Annotated in this window: 31 protein-coding genes and 1 pseudogene; 21 read left to right on the forward strand and 11 right to left on the reverse strand. The window is 61.3% G+C overall.

All coding sequences use genetic code 11. The features are described 5' to 3' along the window. The first annotated feature begins 11 nt into the window (after positions 1 to 11). The 21 genes and pseudogenes from ACHWRX_RS15940 (at position 12) to ACHWRX_RS16040 (ending at position 11,357) form a co-directional block, all read left to right on the forward strand. On the forward strand, positions 12 to 323 hold the full coding sequence (locus ACHWRX_RS15940) for an HNH endonuclease signature motif containing protein (RefSeq protein ID WP_394659927.1): 312 nt from the start codon (positions 12 to 14) through the stop codon (positions 321 to 323). Further along, positions 310 to 1,227 (forward strand): YqaJ viral recombinase family protein, encoded by a 918-nt coding sequence (locus ACHWRX_RS15945; protein WP_394659928.1) that lies wholly within the window; start codon positions 310 to 312, stop codon positions 1,225 to 1,227. The genes ACHWRX_RS15940 and ACHWRX_RS15945 overlap by 14 nt, the downstream gene beginning before the upstream one ends. Positions 1,228 to 1,327: 100 nt before the next feature. Further along, on the forward strand, positions 1,328 to 2,194 hold the full coding sequence (locus ACHWRX_RS15950; RefSeq protein ID WP_394659929.1) for a recombinase RecT: 867 nt from the start codon (positions 1,328 to 1,330) through the stop codon (positions 2,192 to 2,194). Beyond that, entirely contained in the window at positions 2,187 to 2,696 is a 510-nt protein-coding gene (locus ACHWRX_RS15955) for a hypothetical protein (protein ID WP_394659930.1), read from the forward strand. Before ACHWRX_RS15950 ends, ACHWRX_RS15955 begins: the two co-directional genes overlap by 8 nt. A 96-nt stretch (positions 2,697 to 2,792) precedes the next feature. Then, a complete protein-coding gene (locus ACHWRX_RS15960) occupies positions 2,793 to 3,362 on the forward strand; it encodes a hypothetical protein (RefSeq protein ID WP_394659931.1) in 570 nt (189 codons plus the stop codon). Next, entirely contained in the window at positions 3,359 to 4,105 is a 747-nt protein-coding gene (locus ACHWRX_RS15965) for a hypothetical protein (RefSeq protein ID WP_394659932.1), read from the forward strand. The genes ACHWRX_RS15960 and ACHWRX_RS15965 overlap by 4 nt, the downstream gene beginning before the upstream one ends. After that, positions 4,102 to 4,671, forward strand: a complete 570-nt coding sequence (locus ACHWRX_RS15970) for a hypothetical protein (RefSeq protein WP_394659933.1) — start codon at positions 4,102 to 4,104, stop codon at positions 4,669 to 4,671. Before ACHWRX_RS15965 ends, ACHWRX_RS15970 begins: the two co-directional genes overlap by 4 nt. 32 nt (positions 4,672 to 4,703) lie before the next feature. Beyond that, the gene (locus ACHWRX_RS15975; protein ID WP_394659934.1) at positions 4,704 to 4,910 is read left to right on the forward strand and encodes a hypothetical protein; all 207 of its coding nucleotides are present in this window, start codon (positions 4,704 to 4,706) and stop codon (positions 4,908 to 4,910) included. Next, positions 4,907 to 5,095: a hypothetical protein gene (locus tag ACHWRX_RS15980; RefSeq protein WP_394659935.1), complete on the forward strand. Its 189-nt coding sequence runs from the start codon at positions 4,907 to 4,909 to the stop codon at positions 5,093 to 5,095. Before ACHWRX_RS15975 ends, ACHWRX_RS15980 begins: the two co-directional genes overlap by 4 nt. Next, positions 5,088 to 5,243 (forward strand): annotated as a pseudogene (locus tag ACHWRX_RS15985) (helix-turn-helix domain-containing protein); the annotation flags it as partial. The gene ACHWRX_RS15980 and the pseudogene ACHWRX_RS15985, both read left to right, overlap by 8 nt. A gap of 26 nt (positions 5,244 to 5,269) precedes the next feature. After that, positions 5,270 to 6,403 carry a tyrosine-type recombinase/integrase gene (locus ACHWRX_RS15990; protein WP_394659936.1) on the forward strand — a complete coding sequence of 378 codons (1,134 nt, stop codon included), beginning with the start codon at positions 5,270 to 5,272 and terminating at the stop codon, positions 6,401 to 6,403. Positions 6,404 to 6,728: 325 nt separating this feature from the next. Further along, on the forward strand, positions 6,729 to 7,439 hold the full coding sequence (locus ACHWRX_RS15995; RefSeq protein ID WP_394659937.1) for a hypothetical protein: 711 nt from the start codon (positions 6,729 to 6,731) through the stop codon (positions 7,437 to 7,439). After that, positions 7,436 to 7,975 carry a hypothetical protein gene (locus ACHWRX_RS16000; RefSeq protein WP_394659938.1) on the forward strand — a complete coding sequence of 180 codons (540 nt, stop codon included), beginning with the start codon at positions 7,436 to 7,438 and terminating at the stop codon, positions 7,973 to 7,975. Before ACHWRX_RS15995 ends, ACHWRX_RS16000 begins: the two co-directional genes overlap by 4 nt. A 258-nt stretch (positions 7,976 to 8,233) precedes the next feature. Continuing rightward, on the forward strand, positions 8,234 to 8,473 hold the full coding sequence (locus ACHWRX_RS16005) for a hypothetical protein (RefSeq protein WP_394659939.1): 240 nt from the start codon (positions 8,234 to 8,236) through the stop codon (positions 8,471 to 8,473). Next, positions 8,470 to 8,736 carry a hypothetical protein gene (locus ACHWRX_RS16010; protein WP_394659940.1) on the forward strand — a complete coding sequence of 89 codons (267 nt, stop codon included), beginning with the start codon at positions 8,470 to 8,472 and terminating at the stop codon, positions 8,734 to 8,736. The genes ACHWRX_RS16005 and ACHWRX_RS16010 overlap by 4 nt, the downstream gene beginning before the upstream one ends. A 239-nt stretch (positions 8,737 to 8,975) precedes the next feature. Beyond that, positions 8,976 to 9,335 carry a hypothetical protein gene (locus ACHWRX_RS16015; RefSeq protein ID WP_394659941.1) on the forward strand — a complete coding sequence of 120 codons (360 nt, stop codon included), beginning with the start codon at positions 8,976 to 8,978 and terminating at the stop codon, positions 9,333 to 9,335. After that, complete coding sequence (locus ACHWRX_RS16020) at positions 9,328 to 9,528, forward strand: hypothetical protein (RefSeq protein ID WP_394659942.1); 201 nt, start codon at positions 9,328 to 9,330, stop codon at positions 9,526 to 9,528. The genes ACHWRX_RS16015 and ACHWRX_RS16020 overlap by 8 nt, the downstream gene beginning before the upstream one ends. A 5-nt stretch (positions 9,529 to 9,533) precedes the next feature. Beyond that, entirely contained in the window at positions 9,534 to 9,956 is a 423-nt protein-coding gene (locus ACHWRX_RS16025) for a hypothetical protein (RefSeq protein WP_394659943.1), read from the forward strand. Then, entirely contained in the window at positions 9,956 to 10,357 is a 402-nt protein-coding gene (locus ACHWRX_RS16030) for a hypothetical protein (protein WP_394659944.1), read from the forward strand. The genes ACHWRX_RS16025 and ACHWRX_RS16030 overlap by 1 nt, the downstream gene beginning before the upstream one ends. Next, entirely contained in the window at positions 10,354 to 10,635 is a 282-nt protein-coding gene (locus ACHWRX_RS16035; protein ID WP_394659945.1) for a hypothetical protein, read from the forward strand. Before ACHWRX_RS16030 ends, ACHWRX_RS16035 begins: the two co-directional genes overlap by 4 nt. Next, on the forward strand, positions 10,632 to 11,357 hold the full coding sequence (locus tag ACHWRX_RS16040) for an ATP-grasp domain-containing protein (RefSeq protein WP_394659946.1): 726 nt from the start codon (positions 10,632 to 10,634) through the stop codon (positions 11,355 to 11,357). Before ACHWRX_RS16035 ends, ACHWRX_RS16040 begins: the two co-directional genes overlap by 4 nt. A 133-nt stretch (positions 11,358 to 11,490) precedes the next feature. Here the strand turns inward: ACHWRX_RS16040 and ACHWRX_RS16045 are convergent, their stop codons facing one another. From ACHWRX_RS16045 to ACHWRX_RS16095, 11 genes are all read right to left on the reverse strand, one after another. Further along, on the reverse strand, positions 11,491 to 11,640 hold the full coding sequence (locus ACHWRX_RS16045) for a hypothetical protein (protein ID WP_394659947.1): 150 nt from the start codon (positions 11,638 to 11,640) through the stop codon (positions 11,491 to 11,493). Further along, on the reverse strand, positions 11,637 to 11,900 hold the full coding sequence (locus ACHWRX_RS16050; RefSeq protein WP_394659948.1) for a hypothetical protein: 264 nt from the start codon (positions 11,898 to 11,900) through the stop codon (positions 11,637 to 11,639). Before ACHWRX_RS16050 ends, ACHWRX_RS16045 begins: the two co-directional genes overlap by 4 nt. Next, positions 11,897 to 12,472 (reverse strand): hypothetical protein, encoded by a 576-nt coding sequence (locus ACHWRX_RS16055; protein ID WP_394659949.1) that lies wholly within the window; start codon positions 12,470 to 12,472, stop codon positions 11,897 to 11,899. The genes ACHWRX_RS16050 and ACHWRX_RS16055 overlap by 4 nt, the downstream gene beginning before the upstream one ends. After that, a complete protein-coding gene (locus tag ACHWRX_RS16060) occupies positions 12,469 to 12,903 on the reverse strand; it encodes a hypothetical protein (RefSeq protein WP_394659950.1) in 435 nt (144 codons plus the stop codon). The genes ACHWRX_RS16055 and ACHWRX_RS16060 overlap by 4 nt, the downstream gene beginning before the upstream one ends. Continuing rightward, the gene (locus ACHWRX_RS16065) at positions 12,904 to 13,191 is read right to left on the reverse strand and encodes a hypothetical protein (protein WP_394659951.1); all 288 of its coding nucleotides are present in this window, start codon (positions 13,189 to 13,191) and stop codon (positions 12,904 to 12,906) included. A 229-nt stretch (positions 13,192 to 13,420) separates the two neighbouring features. Further along, entirely contained in the window at positions 13,421 to 13,618 is a 198-nt protein-coding gene (locus tag ACHWRX_RS16070; protein ID WP_394659952.1) for a hypothetical protein, read from the reverse strand. A 2-nt stretch (positions 13,619 to 13,620) separates the two neighbouring features. Then, on the reverse strand, positions 13,621 to 13,821 hold the full coding sequence (locus tag ACHWRX_RS16075) for a hypothetical protein (RefSeq protein WP_394659953.1): 201 nt from the start codon (positions 13,819 to 13,821) through the stop codon (positions 13,621 to 13,623). A 1-nt stretch (position 13,822) separates the two neighbouring features. Then, a complete protein-coding gene (locus ACHWRX_RS16080) occupies positions 13,823 to 15,949 on the reverse strand; it encodes a carboxypeptidase-like regulatory domain-containing protein (protein WP_394659954.1) in 2,127 nt (708 codons plus the stop codon). Then, positions 15,933 to 16,394 carry a hypothetical protein gene (locus ACHWRX_RS16085; RefSeq protein ID WP_394659955.1) on the reverse strand — a complete coding sequence of 154 codons (462 nt, stop codon included), beginning with the start codon at positions 16,392 to 16,394 and terminating at the stop codon, positions 15,933 to 15,935. The genes ACHWRX_RS16080 and ACHWRX_RS16085 overlap by 17 nt, the downstream gene beginning before the upstream one ends. After that, complete coding sequence (locus tag ACHWRX_RS16090; RefSeq protein ID WP_394659956.1) at positions 16,387 to 16,980, reverse strand: hypothetical protein; 594 nt, start codon at positions 16,978 to 16,980, stop codon at positions 16,387 to 16,389. The genes ACHWRX_RS16085 and ACHWRX_RS16090 overlap by 8 nt, the downstream gene beginning before the upstream one ends. Next, positions 16,973 to 18,156: hypothetical protein (locus tag ACHWRX_RS16095; protein WP_394659957.1), on the reverse strand; the 1,184-nt coding region annotated here is incomplete at its 5' end. The genes ACHWRX_RS16090 and ACHWRX_RS16095, both read right to left, overlap by 8 nt.

The following is an 18,156-nucleotide window of genomic DNA, read 5'->3' on the forward strand; positions in this document are numbered from 1 at the left end:
AAAAGGTCCAAGTGGCAGGTGACGATGACTGCTGGCCGTGGACGGCTGGTAAATTTCCGGCAGGCTACGGCATCATTCGTTACCGGGGCTATCACACAGGGGCGCATCGGGTCGCGTATCTGATTGCTAATGGCAATCTGCCTGAGGGCAAGCTGATTTGCCACCGGTGCGGCAACCCAGCGTGCTGCAATCCAGCTCATCTCTATGCGGGAAGTCACGCCGACAACACCAACGATGCGATCGCGCATGGGACATACAAGACGGTGTTCCAGCCAGGCGCGATGCACCCGAATTGGAAAGGTGCCAGCCATGATCGAGCCTAACGCGGACGATGTCTTCCGGGCGTCTGTGGTCGGAGCAGGGGAGGTTGCAGCTCTTTTTGATGCATCTCCCTGGCTCACAAAATTTGAGCTTTTTCATAGAAAAAAGGGCACGATCGCGACGCCGGAGTTCAACGCCGTCACCAATGGCGTGCCCGCTGACATGCGCATCTTCTGCGGCGTCATGCTTGAGCCCGTCGTGGTCGAGATCGCTTGCCGCCTGTGGGGTTATGAGCGCGTCGAGACGCCCAAGCGGCTGACCAACGGCAAGGGGCTTGGTGGCCATCCTGACCAGCTTGTACGCTGTTCTGAGCGCGGTGTGGGCGTGCTGGAGATCAAGACGGCTGACTGGCTGGTGGCAAAGGGCTGGGGGGACGAACCCCCGCTCAACTATCAGCTCCAAGCGCAGACCTATGCCGGCCTGGCTGGCGTCGAGTGGTGCGAGATCGTCACGCTGGTCAGTGGCAACGATCCCCGCCGCTTCCCGCTCCCGTTCAAGCCGAAGGTCTATGCCGAGATCGAGCGCCGCGTTGCCGAATTCTGGGCTGACGTGGAAGCCGATCGCGCGCCGCCCATCGATTATGCGCGGGACGGCAAGACGCTGGTCGAAGCGTTGGGTCAGCCGACCGACGAGGTGGCGGACCTTCGCGAGAGCCTGGATGCCGAGCAGGAGGCGATGGATTTCCTTGAGGCCAAGCGTCGTCGTGACGAAGCTGAAGCCGACATGGAAGTCGCCAAAACCCGGCTGATCGAGCGCATCGGCAAGGCTGGTGTTGCGCTGCTGCCCGGCCACCGTCTGACCGCAAACCGGACCAAGGACACGCCCGATCGCGAGGCGAAGCCGGGCGAAATCATCAAGGGGCGCCGTGGGTATCGGCGCTTCGATCTGAAGGAGATTGCGAAGTGAAACATGAGCTCAACGCGCATGGCCTTGGCTGTCTCACCATCATCATCATGGCTGGACTGGCTTTTTACGCCGTCCTCCACATCATTGGAGTCGCAAAGTAATGGCCACGCAACTCGCCACCCGCGACAATAACCCCGTCGCGATCATCCGCCAGAACCTCACGGCAATGGCACCCTCGTTTCGCGCTGCGCTCCCAGCCCATATCTCGGTCGAGAAGTTCACGCGCGTCGCTCAGACCGCCATCACCGGCAACCCTGACTTGCTGGAGGCTGATCGCTCGACGCTGTTCGCGGCATGCGTTCGACTGGCTCAGGATGGCTTGCTGCCCGATGGACGGGAAGCCGCGCTGGTCATTTTCAACGCCAAGGATCGGGCAACCGGCGGATGGACCAAGAAGGTCCAAGCCATGCCGATGATCGCTGGCATCCTCAAGAAGCTGCGCCAGTCTGGCGAGGTCGCGAAGATCAGTGCGCAGGTCGTCTACGAGAATGACGAATTTGTCGTCAGCTACGGCTTTGACGAGGATGTGACGCACAACCCACCCCGCCTTGACCAGCCGCGAGGGAAGCCGATCGGCGCATATGCCACGGCCATCCTCAAGGACGGCTCCAAGCTGCTGGAGGTGATGGGACTGGAGGAAATCGACAAGGTTCGCAACGTCAGCCGGTCGAAGGATAAGGGGCCCTGGGTCGACTGGTGGTCTGAGATGGCGCGCAAGACCGTGATGCGCCGCCTCGCCAAACGGCTGCCCATGTCGAGCGATCGCGATCAGGACATCTTCGAGCGCGATGAGACGATGGCTGTCGAGCATCAGCTGCATTCGCCAGTCCGAGAAATCCAGCCTGAGCCTGCACAGAACCTGTCGCGTCTGGATGCGCTCGAACAGGCCATCGACACCACCCCCCTTGACCCCAACGCTGGTGAGAAGCGCGGGGATGAGGACATGGGGGAGAACCTCAATGCCTAACCACGTCATCAACGAGTTGATCTTCCGCGACGTCGATGCAGCCGCACAGCAAGCCATCATCGCTGCGGCATGCGACGCGGAAGGCAATGTCGACTTTTCCGTGCTGGTCCCGTCTCCGCTGAATGTCTGGCAGGGTAATGTTGGCAGTCAGCACGAAAAGGCTTTCGGCAACACCGGCTTGGCTTGGAACCGCGCCAACTGGGGCACCAAGTGGAACGCATACAGCCATAAGCCGACGATCCAGACCGCTGATAGCCTTACGTTGATCTTCGAGACAGCTTGGTCGGCACCTTACCCATGGCTCGCTGCGGTCATGAACAAGCTGTCGCTGCCATTCGACCATAATTGGCTGGATGAAGGCGCAGAGTGGTCAGTCAGCGGTAGGTTCTGGTTTGAACCGCAATGGGGTCCTGAGTGGAAGGAAGAGAAGTCTTCTGAAGAGGATCATCGCCGCCTTCACAAGCTGCACTGGGGCGTCGAGCAATTCGAGGATGAGGCATGACCCACCTCTGCGCCGCCCGCCCGCCAATCCCCCCGCATGAATGTCCGGACTGCTGCGCCATCTTCGCGCCGGTCGAGAAGAAATGGAGTGATGCCCGTGGCTGACATACCCGAAAGCACGAAGAGCGGCCTTGAAATCGCTCATGATATCATCGCTACCGATCTGGCGGATGCTGAAGAGCATTGCGACCCTGATTGGATCGACCAAAGCAAGACGGCTCTTGATGCCATCATCAAATGTCTTGCCACCCGCGCCGCCCCGCCCGCGATGGATCGGGAGGCGGTAGCTCAGATTATCGATCCAACAAGCTTCTGTGACGTGCCCTACACCGATGATCCGATCATGATCGACATGGTAAAAACGTGGCAGGATACCGCGCTCGCAAAAGCCGACGCCATCCTCTCCACCCTCTCCGCAGACGCGATCCGCCAGGGGGAGGTGTTCATCCGCATGGTCAGTCGTCTGACGCACTCGGGTGACGATGGGTGGACGCCAGACGACGCAGATGATGCCACCCAGACACTAGATGGTCTGATTGCTAAGGCGCGGACCACCATAAGCGGTCACATGGTCGATTGCGCGTGGCATGTCGACCAGTATCCGCACGAATGCACCTGCGCTCTCGCCACCCCCGCCTCTCACGCCAGCGATGGGGGGAAGGCATGAGCCGGATCGTCGTGCGCTATTCGTGCGGAGCCGCGTCGGCTGTTGCTGCGAAGCTGACTCTAGCCAAGGGCGGTGACGTCGTGATCCACTATAGCGACACGCGGTCAGAGCACCCCGACAATGAGCGGTTCCTCGCAGATTGTGAGCGCTGGTTCGGTGCGCCTGTCACTCGCCTACACTCAGAGCGGTATCACGACGTCTGGGACGTGTGGACCCGCCGCAAGATGCTGGTGTCAGGGGCGTCGGGCTTCGCGCCCTGCACCGAAGAGCTAAAGCGGATGACGGCGGAGATGGCGCAACGCCCCGGCGACGTGATCGTAATGGGGTACACCGCCGAAGAGCAGCACCGCTTTGACCGGGTGCGTAAGCGCAACCCAGGAGAGCAGATCGTGGCGCCGCTTATCGACGCGAAGCTGACCAAGGCTGACTGCCTGGCAATCATCGAGCGCGCCGGGATCGAACTTCCCGCCATGTATAAGCTCGGGTTTCGCAACAATAACTGCATCGGCTGCCCCCGCGGCGGGATGGGTTATTGGAACCATATCCGCCGCCATTTTCCCGACGTTTTCGACCGCATGGCGCGGCTGGAGCGTGAATTGGGCCACGCGATGTTACCTGATGGGAAAACCGGCCGACGCGTCTTCCTTGACGAATTGGCCCCGGACCGTGGCCATCACCCGAGCGAGCCCGATATCGAGTGCTCGGTGATGTGCGCCCTTGCCGAACAGGAGATGGCCGCATGACCACCCAGACGCCGGATGCTGTGCGCGAGGCGGCAAATGTCGCAGCTTTCCACGCAATTTACGGCAATGGTGCCGATCCTTTTACCCGCCCGGAAGCCTTCGGTTATGCCAGCGAGGTGGCTGGCGCCATCCTCTCCGCCCTCGACAGCCGCGCGGGCGATGCGGGGGAGGAAATCGAGAACGGTTGCACCGCCGACGACGCCGTTGATTTTGTATTCAACCGGCTTGCGAGCAAGCTGGGGCTTGCCGAGTGGCAGGTGGTCGAGGGCAGCGAGGAATGGGAAGGTGATGTCTCCGCCACGTTGCACCGCCTACTTGTTGATGCCGGTATCATTGATGCCGAAACCGGCGCTGTAGCGACTCTCGCCACCCCCGCGCCCGCTGTCGATGCGGTCCCGGCGGGGGAGGTTGGAGAAGGTATTAAGCTGGCCAGCGATTGGCTTCGCGCCAACATCAACAATCCGATGATCCCACATTGGTGCGATGCCATGTTAGACAGTCTTGGCGTGACGAATGGGGTTGCCGATCTTCTCGCCGCCCTCTCGCACGGGGAGGGGCGGAAGTGAGGGGCTATCGAGCAGATCGGGTCACTGCGTCCGTGGCGGCCTGGTTCTTCGGGGTTGCGCTGTCCGGCGCCATCGGCGTCCCGTTCTGGCGGACTCAACCTTACGGTGACGGCTTCGACGTTTCTCTGACCGCAGCAGTCGCGATGTGGTTCCTGATCGGAGCCATAGCCAGGCCATACCGCGTCACCAACGTTGTGGTCGATCGAACCGGCATCACTGTCGTTGAACGGCCCGCATGACCGCCTCCGGTTTCGCGATGAGCGAGAAGCGGGCGGTTCGGTACGACGACGCCGGGTTCAGGGTCATACGGGCAGGCACGGAGCATGTTGCCACCGAATACCGCGCGCCGGACGGTCGCACGACGCAGATGGCGGGTGAGGGGGAAGACGTTCGCGAGATGTTGAGGGGAGGGAGGGATGGGTAGTGCATTGCTGACTGCGGAAGAAGCAGCCGCCCGCTTGGGCATCTGTGAACGGACCCTGCGCGAGCTGCGGAAAAAGGGTGACATAGGCTATGTCGCTGTGACGCCGAGCCGCTTCCGCTACACCGAAGAAGATTGCGACGCGTTCATTGAATCGCGGCGCCGGAAAGATGAGACATGTCCCTCCGCAAAGACCCCCGCTCGCCGTATTGGCAATACGACTTCCAGTTCAAGAAACGGCGGTTTCATGGCTCGACTGGCTGCACAGCGAAGCGGGACGCGCAGCGCTACGAAGACGAGGTAAGGCGGAAAGCGGCGCTTGGCGAGGATGAGCGGCCGGGCATCACGCTTGACGACGCGGCAGAGCGGTTCTGGCTGGACAAGGCTAGGCGGGACAAGAACGCCAATGACACGCAACGGATGCTCGGCAACGTCGTCGGCATGATCGGACCGAAGCGTATGGTGTCGTCCATCCGCAATCGCGACTTTGACGCGTTCATTGAGAAGCGGCTGAAGACCGGCGTGTCGAACGCGACCGTCAACCGGGAGGTCCAGCTTGCCCGCCGCATGTGGCGCTTCATCCTGTTGCGCGGGTACGATCTGCCAGTGCCAGGCACGGACAAGGCGGTCGACTTTGCAACGCTGATGCTGCCCGAGCCAAAGGAGCGCGTGCGCAGCCTGTCGGTGGAGGATGAGGCCAAGCTGCTTGCGGCACTCGGTGACGATCTGCGGGCCATGGTTGAGTTTGCCATTCTGTCTGGCCAGCGACGCGGTGCTCTGACCGGGCTGCGCTGGGACCGGATCGACTTCGCTGGCGCGCGTGCGGAGGTGCACACGAAAGGCGACCAGTGGCACAGCTTCCCGCTGACCGATCGCATGGTCGAGATCCTGCTGATGCAGCCGCGCGTCGATGGGTGCCCGTTCGTCTTTACCTACAAGTGCACCCGGCCGTCGCCAGCGCGCAAGGACAGGGCAGGGCGGCATAAGGGCGTTCGCTACCCGTACAGCGAAGAGGGCTGGTATCGCGAATGGAAGCGGGCCTTGAACGCGGCCGGTATCGAGGACTTCCGGTTTCATGACCTTCGCCATACCAGTGCTACGCGTGTCATGCGCGCAACCGGCAATCTCAAGGTCGTGCAGCGGATGCTCGGTCACACGGATATTTCGACCACGGCACGTTACGCCCACGTCAACGAAGACGATGTGCGCGCGGGCATGTCTGCCGCGAACTTACGGAATAGTAACGGAGTGGTATTGCCAGAGAGTGGCGAAAACGCTAGTATTTCAGACGATTTAAAGGGTGGTTGTTGACTGCTTTGGGAGCAGGATGTCGCAGGTTCGAATCCTGTCTCCCCGACCAGAATGGCTGTTTTCCGCCATTCTTGCGCTGACGAAAGCGTCGCCAGCCATCTGAAACCGGAACAGACCGGAGACAGGTGGAAATCATGGGAAATCGAAACCACGGAATAGTCCCGGAGCGGGTTGGCGATGACCTTCCCGAGTCGTGGAATGACACCCTCGCTCGTGCGGCCAAGCACGAGGATATCGCGCTTAGCCTTAGCCAGCATTTTGATCGCGTAAGCGTCACGAAAGCTGCCGCCCACTTCGCGGTTGCCGATGCACTGCGATGCCGGGCGTGGAAGAAGTGATGGCTCTCGTCTATCATGGTACGCCGCTGACGCCGCGCGAGGCCCTTCTGGCGGCTGGCCCGCGCGCATATTGCGTGAGCTATTTCCGACCCGACAGCGTGTCAGACGTGGAAGCGCAGGCGCCCTTCATCATGTACGACAATGGCGCGTTCTCTTTCTGGATGCAGGCACTCCGCGCCGGTGCTGACCCAATGGATGCAGGCCGCAACGATTGGAGAGACTATTATGCCTGGCTGGAAGATCGCCTGTTTGTTGCTGGTCGCTGGGCCATCATACCTGATCGGCCTGCGGCTCCTTCTCAGATCAATGACGGCTTTCTCAACGACTGGCCGTTTGGAAAGTCACGTGGAGCCCCGGTTTGGCATATGGACGGCCCTCTGGAACGTCTCGTTCGTCTGTGTGATCGCTATGATCGCGTTTGCCTTGGCTGGGTAGGCGACCCGAAGAAAGAGCCGGTCGGCTGCGATGCGTATCGCCGTCGCATGGATGATGTCGCGGCGTTGATGGGTAACGCTTGGCACCCGCTGCATATGTTGCGTGGTGTCGCGGTCGGTGGAGACTATCCTTTCGCGAGCTGTGACAGCACCAGCCTTGCGCAGAACCACCACAGATACCGCCTCCGCCTGTTCGCCGGGACGCCCGACGAATGGAGCGGTGTGCGCGCCTACGCCGACAGTCTTGAGAGGAAAGCAGCATGACCGACCTGACCGAGCGGCTGCGGAAGCTGCTGAATGATGCGACGCCGGGCGATTTGTCGACTGCCCAGCGCCACACCGAAAACGAAACCGTCGAATGCCCACTATGCCAAGAAGGCGAAGTGGAGGCGTCGGACTATTGCAATATTGATGGCAGGGCGCTGGGCGTCCAGTTCTATGGCATCGGCAAGGAGTTCGGGGCGCATGAGCGGCTATGGTCTGAAACCCTTGCCGCCCTCCCCGACCTTCTCACCACCCTCGAAACCCTCACGCAGGAAAACGCGCGGCTGAGGGAGGCGGGCTGGCGGGATATCGAGAGCGCGCCGAGAGACGGAACACGGATCATGCTTTGGCTACGCGAGCCGTGGGCATGCGTTGAAGTTGCCCGCTGGTACGAGTCTTGGGGTATCTGGCTGACCGATCGCTATTTCCCAAACGAGACAGACGATATGGGCGGCATTGGTGCCGATGTCCCCACCCACTGGATGCCGTTGCCGCCAGCCCCCGCCCGCAAAGCCCTCGGAGGCGGCGATGGGTGAGGATGGCTTTTACGACGATAGCGGGCGCTGGTGGCCCGCGAATGCCGAATGGTGCGACCGCTGCCAAGGTATGGGGACCGAGCAATGTGACTGTGGTGGCGACTTCTGCTGCTGCGGCGCATACGACAGCCTGCCTTGTCGCCAGTGCGATGGCGAAGGCTACTGGATACCAACCGCTCGCGATCTAGAAGCCCGGAAGCGGACGGCGGAATGGATGGCCAAGGTCTGGGCTGAAACCTCTGACAAGGAGCCCCACCCATGACCAACACCGACGCGAAGATCATGCGGGAGGCGGGGAGCGAGAAGCCATACTACTGGTATTGGCGCATCCTGCAGGATGTAGGCGATGAGCGGATGCCTGTCGCAAGCGGCTTCTGCCTAGATCGCAATACCATGCTCCGTGAGATGAGCCATTACGCGGCGCTTTATGTCGAGGATGGGCCGATCGAACTTCAAACCCGAGCAGGCAAGAACCGTTGGCGGAGGCATAACCCATGACCGACCCCACCGAAATCGCGCGCGTCGCGGCTGGGATGACGAGGGCGCAGAGGGCTATTGTTGGAGGCGAATGCCGAGACATTGGCAATCCAAAGACCTGGTTCTTGGTCTGGCCTGAGTATCGCGAGAAGCGCAATCAGCGGACTTTTGCGGCCCTTACAAGAGTGGGCGTGATCGAGCAGACGCGGTTCGGTCCTACGTCCTTGACCGAAACTGGCCTCGCCGTCCGCGACTACATCCTGCGGGAGAAGAGCGGTGGGTAGCATCATGGTAAACGGGGTCCGCATGGATCATGTGCGCCGCTGCCATTGCGGACGGAAGCCAAAGATCAGGACCGGCTATGAAGGGTATGACGATGGCACCGGGCCATTCATCATCCTGTGCGATCACGGCAGCCCGTTGGCGGATCAGCCGACAGACTGCCTTCACCTGACCCTCTCCAGAAGCTGGACCAAGACGCGCGCAACGACGAACTGGAACCGCTTGATAAGGGAACACGGCCATGACTGACGTGAAGGTCGAGCAGTGCGACGAAGACGAGGCTCACTACCTAGTTGGCAAGCTGGCGATGGATTTGGGTATTAATCTGACTGGGGATGCAGTCCGCGACTTGTTCTATGCGTCCTTCGCCCGCCACCGCCAAGCAGCCGAGAAGGCGCAACAGGAGCGGGATGCGGCGTATATCGAGGGCAAGGGCGGTGTCATCCCCGGCGCTACGGTATTCGTCTCGCTTATCACAGGCGAGAACATGCCGTGCATGAGTGGCGACGCCCGCGACAAGCTGAACCCGCACAAGCGCCGCCAGTTCGATGACGCAACCCGCGATCTCGCCACCGCCATCAGGAGCCAGGGCCATGAATAAGCTGGTAACGCTGAGTTTCGAGCAAGCTTTGCATCGCTTCACCAATCGGATGATTGAGCGGTCAACCGGGAGCGAAGCTGAAACCCGAGAACACGCCCGGCAAGAGGCGGGGTATTACGATGACATCGGTTGGTTGCGCACCGAGCCAGAAGCTTGTGCAGATGACGCCATGTCGTATTGGGGGGAAGGCTGATGACCATGAATAAACTGCTTGCGCTCGCGGATCGCGTGGAAAAGCTCACCGGGCCGGATCGGTCTATCGACGGCATGATCGCGGAGGCCACTGGCGAATATCCCTGCTGGGCTCCCATGCAGAATGTGCGGCAACCAGAGCTTTTTACAGATGGCAAGCCGGGTACGAGAGCGCGGGAATGGCTTGCTCCTAAGTTCACCGCCTCCCTCGACGCCGCCATGACGCTGGTGCCGGAGGGGTGGGGATGGACAGTAGGCGATAAGTCGCCTGATCCGTCGCTCGCATGGTGTGAAATTGACCACCTGCCATGGCACGAAGGCTACGGATGGGCGGTAGAGCGGAAGCTTATTGTGCAAGCCGCCACGCCCGCCCTAGCCCTGATCTGTGCCGCCCTCCGCGCCCGCGCGCATGGGGGAGGGGAGGGGTGATGGAAGCGTTTATCGGAATCTCTATCGTTCTCATGGTGGTGTCGTTCGTTTTTGCTCTGATATCTTTGCCATTTTGGTTCGGGTCAGCGTTGTCGCTTGCAGTTCGCAAAACGAAGGCGAGTGACGAATATACGCGCTTGGTCATTGATCTTCTGGCGATGGGCAAAGATTGGAAATGCGATGCGTTCTATGCGACCCATCCCTGCGGCGTCAGGCTCTGGATCGCGAGCGGGCGTAGTCATCTGAAATATGAGGATGGTAAAGGCCGCAAATTGAGCCGCCTTGATCGCTACCGCCTATGGCATGCCGTTGATGGCATCATGTCGGGGCGACTGAGCAACGATGCGCATGAGCTGGCTGAGGCAATCGTCAGGAGATACAATAAGGAGAAGCCAGCATGACCGATAACCCGCTGGTCGAGGCTGTGGGCGAGGCCATCTTCAACGTCGATGTTGGCAATACGAGCAGTGATGACGAACGCCATTATCATGTCACGCTGTACAATCATCAGACGAAAGAAGATGAGGTGATCGCGACTTATGATTATAGCTATGGCGTAGCCAACTCACTCGAATTGCACGTAAAGCACAAGAAGGAGCAGCGCGCTCTTGCCGCCCTCCGCGCGATCGAGGACGCGGGGTATGAGATAGTCGCGAAAGCCGGTAAGACCGCACAATGACCAGCCGCCCTCTTGTGATCGTCCAAGCCGACGAGGTTGCCGTGATGACGGCACCCTTGGCTATGGCCGCAGCGGCAAGGGGCTACGACGTATACGACGTGTCGCTTTCCCATCCGCGCACTTTCGATACCGAGGGGCGAGCACCGATCCTTATTTACGGTTCCGTCGCCTTGTTGCACCATTGGGCGGCAAAAACGGAAGCGTTGCGCAACTGGACTTTCTGGGATGAAGCGGCCCTATCGCCGGACACGTGGGCGAGCCGTCTGGGCAATCTATATCTGAACGCCGATGGCAGGCGGACGATAGCTTGCGAGGTCCCGGCAGGCTGGTACGCGCGCCCGATGCGCAATGCCAAGGCTTTCACAGGTGGTCTTTCCATCCCGGATAATGTCGCATCGGATACGCCGGTATGGGCCGCGCCGGCCAAGCGAATTGACGCCGAGGTGCGTGTCTTCATCGTTGGCGGCAAGCCTGTCGCGGCATCGACCTATCAGGTCGCCGGTCAGCATGTCCGCGTGACGACCGACGCTCATGTTGATGCAGCGGTACAGGCTGCAACTCACGCGCTGCGGGTATGGACGCCATTGCGTCACTGCGTTGCCGATTTAGCTCTGTCGGACGGCGTTTGGCGAATCATTGAGTTCAACTGCCTCAACACCTCTGCTTGGTATGCTGTCGATCCGGGTGTTGTGCTGGATGCTTTTGTGGAAGCTGAAGGTTGAGGGTGACACCGTAGCGCCACCCTCCTAGCCCGATGCCGAAGTAGAGCGGGGACGGCTTAACGTCGATGCGACGCGAAACCTCTGTAGTGGAATACTGAGAATCGCATGCCCCGGCGCTTAGGTCAACCTTGGGTTACTCCACCGGCTTAGTCGTAGCCGCCACAATGATCGGCGCGATCTTGCGCGTCAGGCCAGGCGCCACCAGCGTCCCCACGATGATGGCCGCTTGCGGGTTCTCCTTCACCACGCGCACGATGGATTTCAGGGCTTTGCCGAGGTTCATTGGTTCGTTCCTTTCTGTGCAGTCTGCTCAACGATCGCCGCGTTCTTCTCCGCCAGCTCGCCACCGCCCTTGGTGGCGGCATAGGCCCACGACACCACGTCCTTGATGAAGGCACCGACCACCAGCGTGCCGAGCGTCTTGAAATACTCGTTCTCGCGAAGGGCGGGGACAGCGGCGGTCATCACAAAAACCATGACGGTCAGCAGGAACACGCCAATGCCGATCCAGCCGCGTGCGTCGGGGAGGGGGAGGCGGTTCACATCACACCCCCATCCCGAAGCGCGCGCTCAAACGCCTGCGCATAATCCTCAATGTCGTCCGCCTTGTCCTGGATGTTCACCAGATAGCGGGCGTTGATATACTGCGCGCGGGTCGCCACGCCTTTCATCGGCAGACGCTGCGCCATCGTCTTGCCCTGCGCGTCGTACCAGCCTTCCTCCATGCCCCGGCGTAGCGCGAAGGCGGCGATGTCCGGCCGCATTGCAAGATCAGGGTTCGCCAGGATCTCGCCCGGCTTGATCATCCCGGCCGCAGCAGCTTCCGCGTCGAGCCGCGCGTAATTCTTCTGCCATGTCGTCTGGACGTAGCCCCGGCCGTACCAAGGCCAGTAGCGCAGGTTGCTCTTGCGCCACGCCTCCGACAGGTTGAACGCCTCTCGCACCGGCTGCATCGTCTTGGCGGTTTCGTGCCAGGCCGTCGCCAGCATGTACGCCTGATGGGAAAGCGGCGCGCTGTCGATCGCGTTTAGGATGTGCTCAAAGCCGTCGACTTGAGATTGGGTCAGTGGCCCGAGGCGGGCGCGAACGGTTTTATAGAAGGCGGCGCGGTTCATTCCTTCGCTCCTGTAACGCGGTCCAGCGACGCCACGGCAGCCGCGACCAATGGGCTTGCAGGCTGACCGTCCACCCGGATGGCACTGACCTGCACTTGGATAAGCTGCTTCTTCAGGCTCTCGATCGTGGCCTGCTGCTCTTGGACGCAGGTGTTCAGACGCTGCACTTCGGCCTGCATCTTCTCCTGCCCTTCCATACACGCTTCATGGCGCGCATCGGCCGCTGCGATCTCGCGCGTAAACCGGGCGGTGGCGTCCTCAAGGAGCTGGCCCATCCGCTCCTCTACCTTGGACTGGCGATTGGCGAGCGCCTCCAAGACGGCAGGCAGGCCTTTCCACCAGCCGATGAGGCTGATGGCGACCAGTACCCAAATGCCAGCGCCGCCAGGCGTCCAGCCCTTGGAGATGAGGGGAAGCAATTCCTCCATCACTTACGACCGCGTTTTTCCAAATGCTGCGCCAGACGGACGCAAAAGATCGCGGCAAACGCCATAAAGATGAGTGATCCTAAGCCAGACACCCGGTCCTCCCAAAGCATAGATGCAGGCCAGTTGCGCGAGGAACGTCAAGTCCAGCGCGCGGTCATACACCCCCCATTCGATCAGCCCAAAATCGCGGACGGTGTGGAAACATTGCTGGATCGCCAGCAGCGAGAAGATTGACCAGCCCCACCAGAAGCGGCGGAATGACCAGTCCAGCCGCCAGCCGCTGACCAGCACGAAAGCCCCAGCAGGGCATCAGTGATTGACCACAGATGCTCGCTTTCCAGCGGCAGCCCAATCGACCAGAGAAGCGATGCAGGAGGCCATGGGGACCATGCCAGCAGATAGAGCGCCCAAGCCCCCGCAATGGCCGTCATGACGCTGGTAGCCGCCCTGCGATGCTTGGGAGGAGCGTGCAAGGCAAAGGCATAAGCCAGAGCCACCAGCGCCATGAACAGCCACCTCATTACGGCAGCCGAGGCTTCGGGGGAGGGGTGTCGCCGCCACCACCGCCACTCAGGGGCTGGACCTGCCGCGCATCGTAGTTGTCGAGCACAGCCTTCAGTTCGCCCCAGCTTTGCGGGTCCGGCGCACTGCCCAAGGCGGCCTCAAGCATCTTGCGGAAATCGCCGCTTTTATGTGCACTCTGCTGATCGGGGTGCATTCTCATTCTCCTGCCGGGGTAGCGCCCGACTGCGCATCAGGTGGGACGGGCGCATCGGTGCCGGTGTCCTCGGGATCTTCAGCCCGGCTCAAAAGCGATGCGATGCCCGCCGCGATCTCCGTGTTGGGTGCCCGCACAAGCGCTTGGGCCAGCAGGCCCCGCCAGTCTGAGCTTTCCGAGAGAACTTGTTCTGCCTTGGCCATATTACGATCCTGCCATCAGTTTTGCGTTGACGAGCGCGGTGCGAATTTGCCCGATCGCGGTTCGCGCCTCTGCGTCCACGGTCGTGCCGCCAGTCGGGAGCGTGAAGCTCGCAGCCTGGATCGCACCGATGATGCCGAGAGGGGTGAACCGGCCAAAAACCGCGCCGTAGATGTTCACGTTCTTGGTGCCCGTGACGCCAGCGGGGTTATTCAGGATCAGCGTCAGGCCATTGCCGGAGACGGCGCGCAGGACCACGGCACCGACATCCTGAATGAACAGGCGCTGGCCTTCATAGAAGCCGTAATTCGTAGGCACGGTCGCCTGAACTGACCCGCTGGTGACGTTGATCGTCATGCTGCCGGGATCGGGATCCACCGAGCCAGCAGACTGCGTAATCCACCCCGCTACGCCGCCAATCGGCATCGTGTCGTTGACGCCAGACGACCCGGCGTTCACGACGAAATGGCCCTTCGGATAGGTGCCAGTCGATGGCGCAGTCACGCGCGCCGAGGTCAGGTAGCAGATGCGGCTATCCGACTGCTGCCAGCAGCGAAGCGTCGCTGCCGTCACGTCCGAGCGGCTGGCGATGCTGTAGATCACCACCGAATGGTCCGGCCCCATGTTCGACCAGTCGATCACCGAACGATCGGCAATATCGCAGCCCAGATTGATGCCGGTCCGCGTTTGGCTCAGCGGTGCGCCGGGACGGAACTCGCATTGCTGGAGGACCAGCACGCTGGACGGGTTCGAGCGGTCATAGTCGAGGAACGACCCCAGCTCGGTCACGTCAACGCTGTTGCGGTCAACAATGCCCTTCAGAAAGACCGCTGCGCCGCCCGTGTCGACCGAATAGCGAGAGCTAATCTGTCCCTCGAAATGGCAGCCGTCGAACTCGGTCCCGCCGCCCATGATCGAGCCTACGGGGTCACAGAAATGCACATGCGACCGGGCCGCCGCGATCCAGCCGCAACGGTCGAAATGGATCGAATGACCGGCCGACAGGATGACGGTATGCGCGTCGCCTACCTGGTCGTTATAGAACTCGCAGTTGGTAACGCGGATGTCGGTATTGGCGTTGCGCGGCGTCAGGTTGGTGACGCCGGGGACCACCAGCTGGACGTTCGGGGCGTTGGTGTCAGAACCCCAGATCGCCGCGATGCCGGACGATCCACCACCTGGCCGGAAGCGGCAATTGTGCCACTCCGCGCTCTCCGCTGCGATCGAGACAAGCGTAGCCTTGCCGTAATTGCCCTGAATTTCGAGGTCGCGGAACTTGTTGTTGTTGCAGTTGTCGCTCGTCGTGGTGCGTGCCAGGACGATGCCGGCATAGGCCTGATATTCGTCGCCAGCAACCAGCGATAGACTGCGCACGGTGGCCGTGTTGCGACCCACCATGTTCAGGATGATGGCACCCGAGCCGTTGGGCCACAGCTGCGTTGCACCGCGACCGGCGCCCTCGACGGTGATGCGCTTCTCGAAGTCCGGCACCTGCTTCATGAGGCTGAACGCGCCCCGGAAAATGCCCATCGGGATCGTCAGCTTGCCGCCGCGCGGGTTGGCCTCCAGATCGGCAATCGCGGACGCCCAGGCCGTGGTCCAGTCGGGCTTGCCGTCAGCATTCAGCGTGACGAAGCGCACATAGTCGCGCAGGCTCACCACCTCCGCCGCAGAGGTCCGCTTCAGCGCGCCCGTCGTCAGCGGTACGCCATTCAGCGCCACCACATCCTTGTCATCGGCCGTCGCGGTGAAGTTGCCGCTCACATAGGCGTACGTGACCGGACCGGATGGCGTCAGGAGGATGTAGCTGCCGTTCGTGACGGGGGCGTTCTTCATAGCCGCCAGCGTCGGGTAGGTGCTGTTGGCGGGGCCAGTGGGTCCAACAAAGTCAGCAGGCGTGCCGATGATCACATTGTCTTGCCGACGTGTAACGCCAGCAAACCGGAATTCGAGCGCGTAAACCCCATCGACCACGCTGAACGCAAACGCGCCCAGAACGTCCGTCGTAATCGGGTTTGCCTGTCCACTGTCCAGCGTGGCAAGCGATCCGTCTTTATTGAAAACATAGACCAGAACGCCGGGGATGGGGCGGCCATAGTCGTCGTTTACGGTGTCACGGTATGATGCCACCGCTGCCTCCATCGTTGTAAAGATCTGCCGTAGTCGTCGCTACGACGGTGCTGCCCTTGGCGTCCGTCACCGTCAGCGTAATTCCTGCTGTGACGTAATCGCCGGGGCTGACACGCGCACGGAAGTAAGCGCCGCTGATGTTGCCGTTCACGACTGCGACCGCTGAATTGTCGCTTACCCAAGCGTAAACGTACGGCTCAACGCCTCCCGTAACCTTGGCGATCAGCGTGTTCGTGTAGACATCAACCGGCCTGTTCTGTGCGGCAGCGCCCGACGCAGACGCAGGCGTGATGGTCACGCTCATAGGTGCAGCGGATTGCCCAACCTGTACCAGAGCATTTGACTGGTCGCGAAACATTGGCACCGTGATCTCGATGAGGCCTGCCCCCGTACGGAAATACGGCGTTACGTCGACCAAGCCCGAGGATGTGCGGAACTTAGCCATTGGCTTTCAGCCACAAATCGCCAGGCTGGCTGGTCGGGTCAGTCGTGTTTTCAGGACCGAAAACACGGATGGCGGGGTAGCTGGCTGACGCTGCATAAGCATGGCCGCCAGCTCCAGAACGGGTGATGTTGCCGCTGATGGTGCCGCCAGCAGCGGGGAGAGGATCGGGAATGCCGGTAGCGGCCTTCAACGCCGCTTGATTGGCCAGCGTCAGCAGATTGCGGCCATATTCGGTAGTCGACAGCGCAGCGATCGCGGTCAAGTCGCTATCGAGCGGCTGATACTGGACGTTTGCGAGGAACAGCGACGGGTCATAGCTGATGAGATTGCCATCAGCGTCCCGTACCCGCAGCGAGTAATCCTGTTCCGCGAAGAAAACGTAGACCGGGGTTCCGCCATCCACGATCACGCCACCGAGGGTCCGCAGCGGCTGGCTGAGCGGCACAGTCATGGCCGGGTCGCGATACAGCTGGAGCGGCTGGTCTTCTGGGTCAGCGTTTGCCACGCCGATGTAGATGTACCCGGCATCAAGCAGAGTGCCGCGAAGGTTCAGCCACAGCGGGCGTGGGTTGGCGAGCTTAGTCATTCTGATTGCCTCCGCGCTGCGCCGTCAGGTTGATGCTGGTCGGGACAAAGCGGCCGCTCTTGCCTGCTTCGACGAACTGGCGGACAAACTCCTGCGCTTGCTGGTCGATCTTACGGGCAGATGCGGGCGTGCCGTCGTAGCGCAGGATGCCGTCGAGCGTACGGCGGGTGGCGGCAATCTCCTTGCCCTTCGCAGCGGCGCCGGCCACGGCATTCAGCGCCGTGCCGAGGCCAGGAATATGGCCACCAAACCGGAGGGTGCCCGCCTTCAAATAGTTGATGATCTTCGTCGCGGTGCCGCTAGGGTTGACTGTCCCGCTGATCGGGATCGTGGCGTTGCCGATGATCCGGCGCAGCTTCATCAAACCATTGAACTGCTCTTGATCCAGCAGCTCGCGCAGCTTGAGAGGCCCGAAGCGTTCGATCGCACTGTTCAGCTTGGCACCGCTAACCACATCGCCGATCTGGCCATTGCCGTGGTTGACGTTGCGTGAGATCGCGCTGTCGAAAATGTCTGCGAGGCCCTGATGCTGGATCGCAGCCCACGCCTGCCTCGAAGAAGGCGTATTGCTCGACAGCAGTAGCGACTTCACGCGACGGAGGTTGGATACACCGTCCTTACCCGCGCCCAATACCTGCGCAATGGCGCGCTCAGGCATCAACACATCGGTTTCGGTCCCACGCTTCACCGCAATCAGGTTGTCGATGATGTCCTTGGCGTTGAACGTCTGGCGCTGCTGGCGATGGGCCGCTCGGGCGGCCTGAAGCGTCTGACCAATGCCACCCTCTTGCCCGCTGGCGCCCTCAAGAGCAGCCTCAAGCGCATCATCGATAGCTGGCTTGATCGCTTGCGAAGCGCGCGAAGGGTCGCTCATGTAGAGGCGGTTGACGGCCTTACGCAGGTCCTCCGCATTGGCGGCGGTCAGCTGCTTGACGGGACCGCGAAACGAGACGGCCGACCCGTCGTCTAGCGTGACGCGGGTAATGCCTGCTTCGTTGATAGGCGCAGCTTCACCGATCAGGCCGTAGCGCGCCATTTCCTGCTCGATCGACTTCTTGACGCCAGACGGGACCAGCTCATCGATCAGAACATCAGTGGCGGCATTACGAATGCCGTCCGTCTCAAGCGGCAACGCCTCCCCGCCTGCTTCCTCTGCCAGTCGGTACAGGCGTGACA

The sequence above is a fragment of the uncultured Novosphingobium sp. genome (assembly GCF_964277725.1).
GTDB classification, from domain to species: Bacteria; Pseudomonadota; Alphaproteobacteria; order Sphingomonadales; family Sphingomonadaceae; genus Novosphingobium; species Novosphingobium fluoreni.

Excerpts from the sequence above, each read along its gene's own strand:
- ACHWRX_RS15945 (WP_394659928.1), top strand. The coding sequence starts at position 310 with ATGATCGAGCCTAACGCGGACGATGTCTTCCGGGCGTCTGTGGTCGGA.
- ACHWRX_RS15950 (WP_394659929.1), top strand. The coding sequence starts at position 1,328 with ATGGCCACGCAACTCGCCACCCGCGACAATAACCCCGTCGCGATCATC.
- ACHWRX_RS15955 (WP_394659930.1), top strand. The coding sequence starts at position 2,187 with ATGCCTAACCACGTCATCAACGAGTTGATCTTCCGCGACGTCGATGCA.
- ACHWRX_RS15965 (WP_394659932.1), top strand. The coding sequence starts at position 3,359 with ATGAGCCGGATCGTCGTGCGCTATTCGTGCGGAGCCGCGTCGGCTGTT.
- ACHWRX_RS15970 (WP_394659933.1), top strand. The coding sequence starts at position 4,102 with ATGACCACCCAGACGCCGGATGCTGTGCGCGAGGCGGCAAATGTCGCA.
- ACHWRX_RS15980 (WP_394659935.1), top strand. The coding sequence starts at position 4,907 with ATGACCGCCTCCGGTTTCGCGATGAGCGAGAAGCGGGCGGTTCGGTAC.
- ACHWRX_RS15990 (WP_394659936.1), top strand. The coding sequence starts at position 5,270 with ATGTCCCTCCGCAAAGACCCCCGCTCGCCGTATTGGCAATACGACTTC.
- ACHWRX_RS16000 (WP_394659938.1), top strand. The coding sequence starts at position 7,436 with ATGACCGACCTGACCGAGCGGCTGCGGAAGCTGCTGAATGATGCGACG.
- ACHWRX_RS16005 (WP_394659939.1), top strand. The coding sequence starts at position 8,234 with ATGACCAACACCGACGCGAAGATCATGCGGGAGGCGGGGAGCGAGAAG.
- ACHWRX_RS16010 (WP_394659940.1), top strand. The coding sequence starts at position 8,470 with ATGACCGACCCCACCGAAATCGCGCGCGTCGCGGCTGGGATGACGAGG.
- ACHWRX_RS16015 (WP_394659941.1), top strand. The coding sequence starts at position 8,976 with ATGACTGACGTGAAGGTCGAGCAGTGCGACGAAGACGAGGCTCACTAC.
- ACHWRX_RS16020 (WP_394659942.1), top strand. The coding sequence starts at position 9,328 with ATGAATAAGCTGGTAACGCTGAGTTTCGAGCAAGCTTTGCATCGCTTC.
- ACHWRX_RS16025 (WP_394659943.1), top strand. The coding sequence starts at position 9,534 with ATGAATAAACTGCTTGCGCTCGCGGATCGCGTGGAAAAGCTCACCGGG.
- ACHWRX_RS16030 (WP_394659944.1), top strand. The coding sequence starts at position 9,956 with ATGGAAGCGTTTATCGGAATCTCTATCGTTCTCATGGTGGTGTCGTTC.
- ACHWRX_RS16035 (WP_394659945.1), top strand. The coding sequence starts at position 10,354 with ATGACCGATAACCCGCTGGTCGAGGCTGTGGGCGAGGCCATCTTCAAC.
- ACHWRX_RS16040 (WP_394659946.1), top strand. The coding sequence starts at position 10,632 with ATGACCAGCCGCCCTCTTGTGATCGTCCAAGCCGACGAGGTTGCCGTG.
- ACHWRX_RS16045 (WP_394659947.1), bottom strand. The coding sequence starts at position 11,640 with ATGAACCTCGGCAAAGCCCTGAAATCCATCGTGCGCGTGGTGAAGGAG.
- ACHWRX_RS16055 (WP_394659949.1), bottom strand. The coding sequence starts at position 12,472 with ATGAACCGCGCCGCCTTCTATAAAACCGTTCGCGCCCGCCTCGGGCCA.
- ACHWRX_RS16070 (WP_394659952.1), bottom strand. The coding sequence starts at position 13,618 with ATGCACCCCGATCAGCAGAGTGCACATAAAAGCGGCGATTTCCGCAAG.
- ACHWRX_RS16075 (WP_394659953.1), bottom strand. The coding sequence starts at position 13,821 with ATGGCCAAGGCAGAACAAGTTCTCTCGGAAAGCTCAGACTGGCGGGGC.
- ACHWRX_RS16085 (WP_394659955.1), bottom strand. The coding sequence starts at position 16,394 with ATGGCTAAGTTCCGCACATCCTCGGGCTTGGTCGACGTAACGCCGTAT.
- ACHWRX_RS16090 (WP_394659956.1), bottom strand. The coding sequence starts at position 16,980 with ATGACTAAGCTCGCCAACCCACGCCCGCTGTGGCTGAACCTTCGCGGC.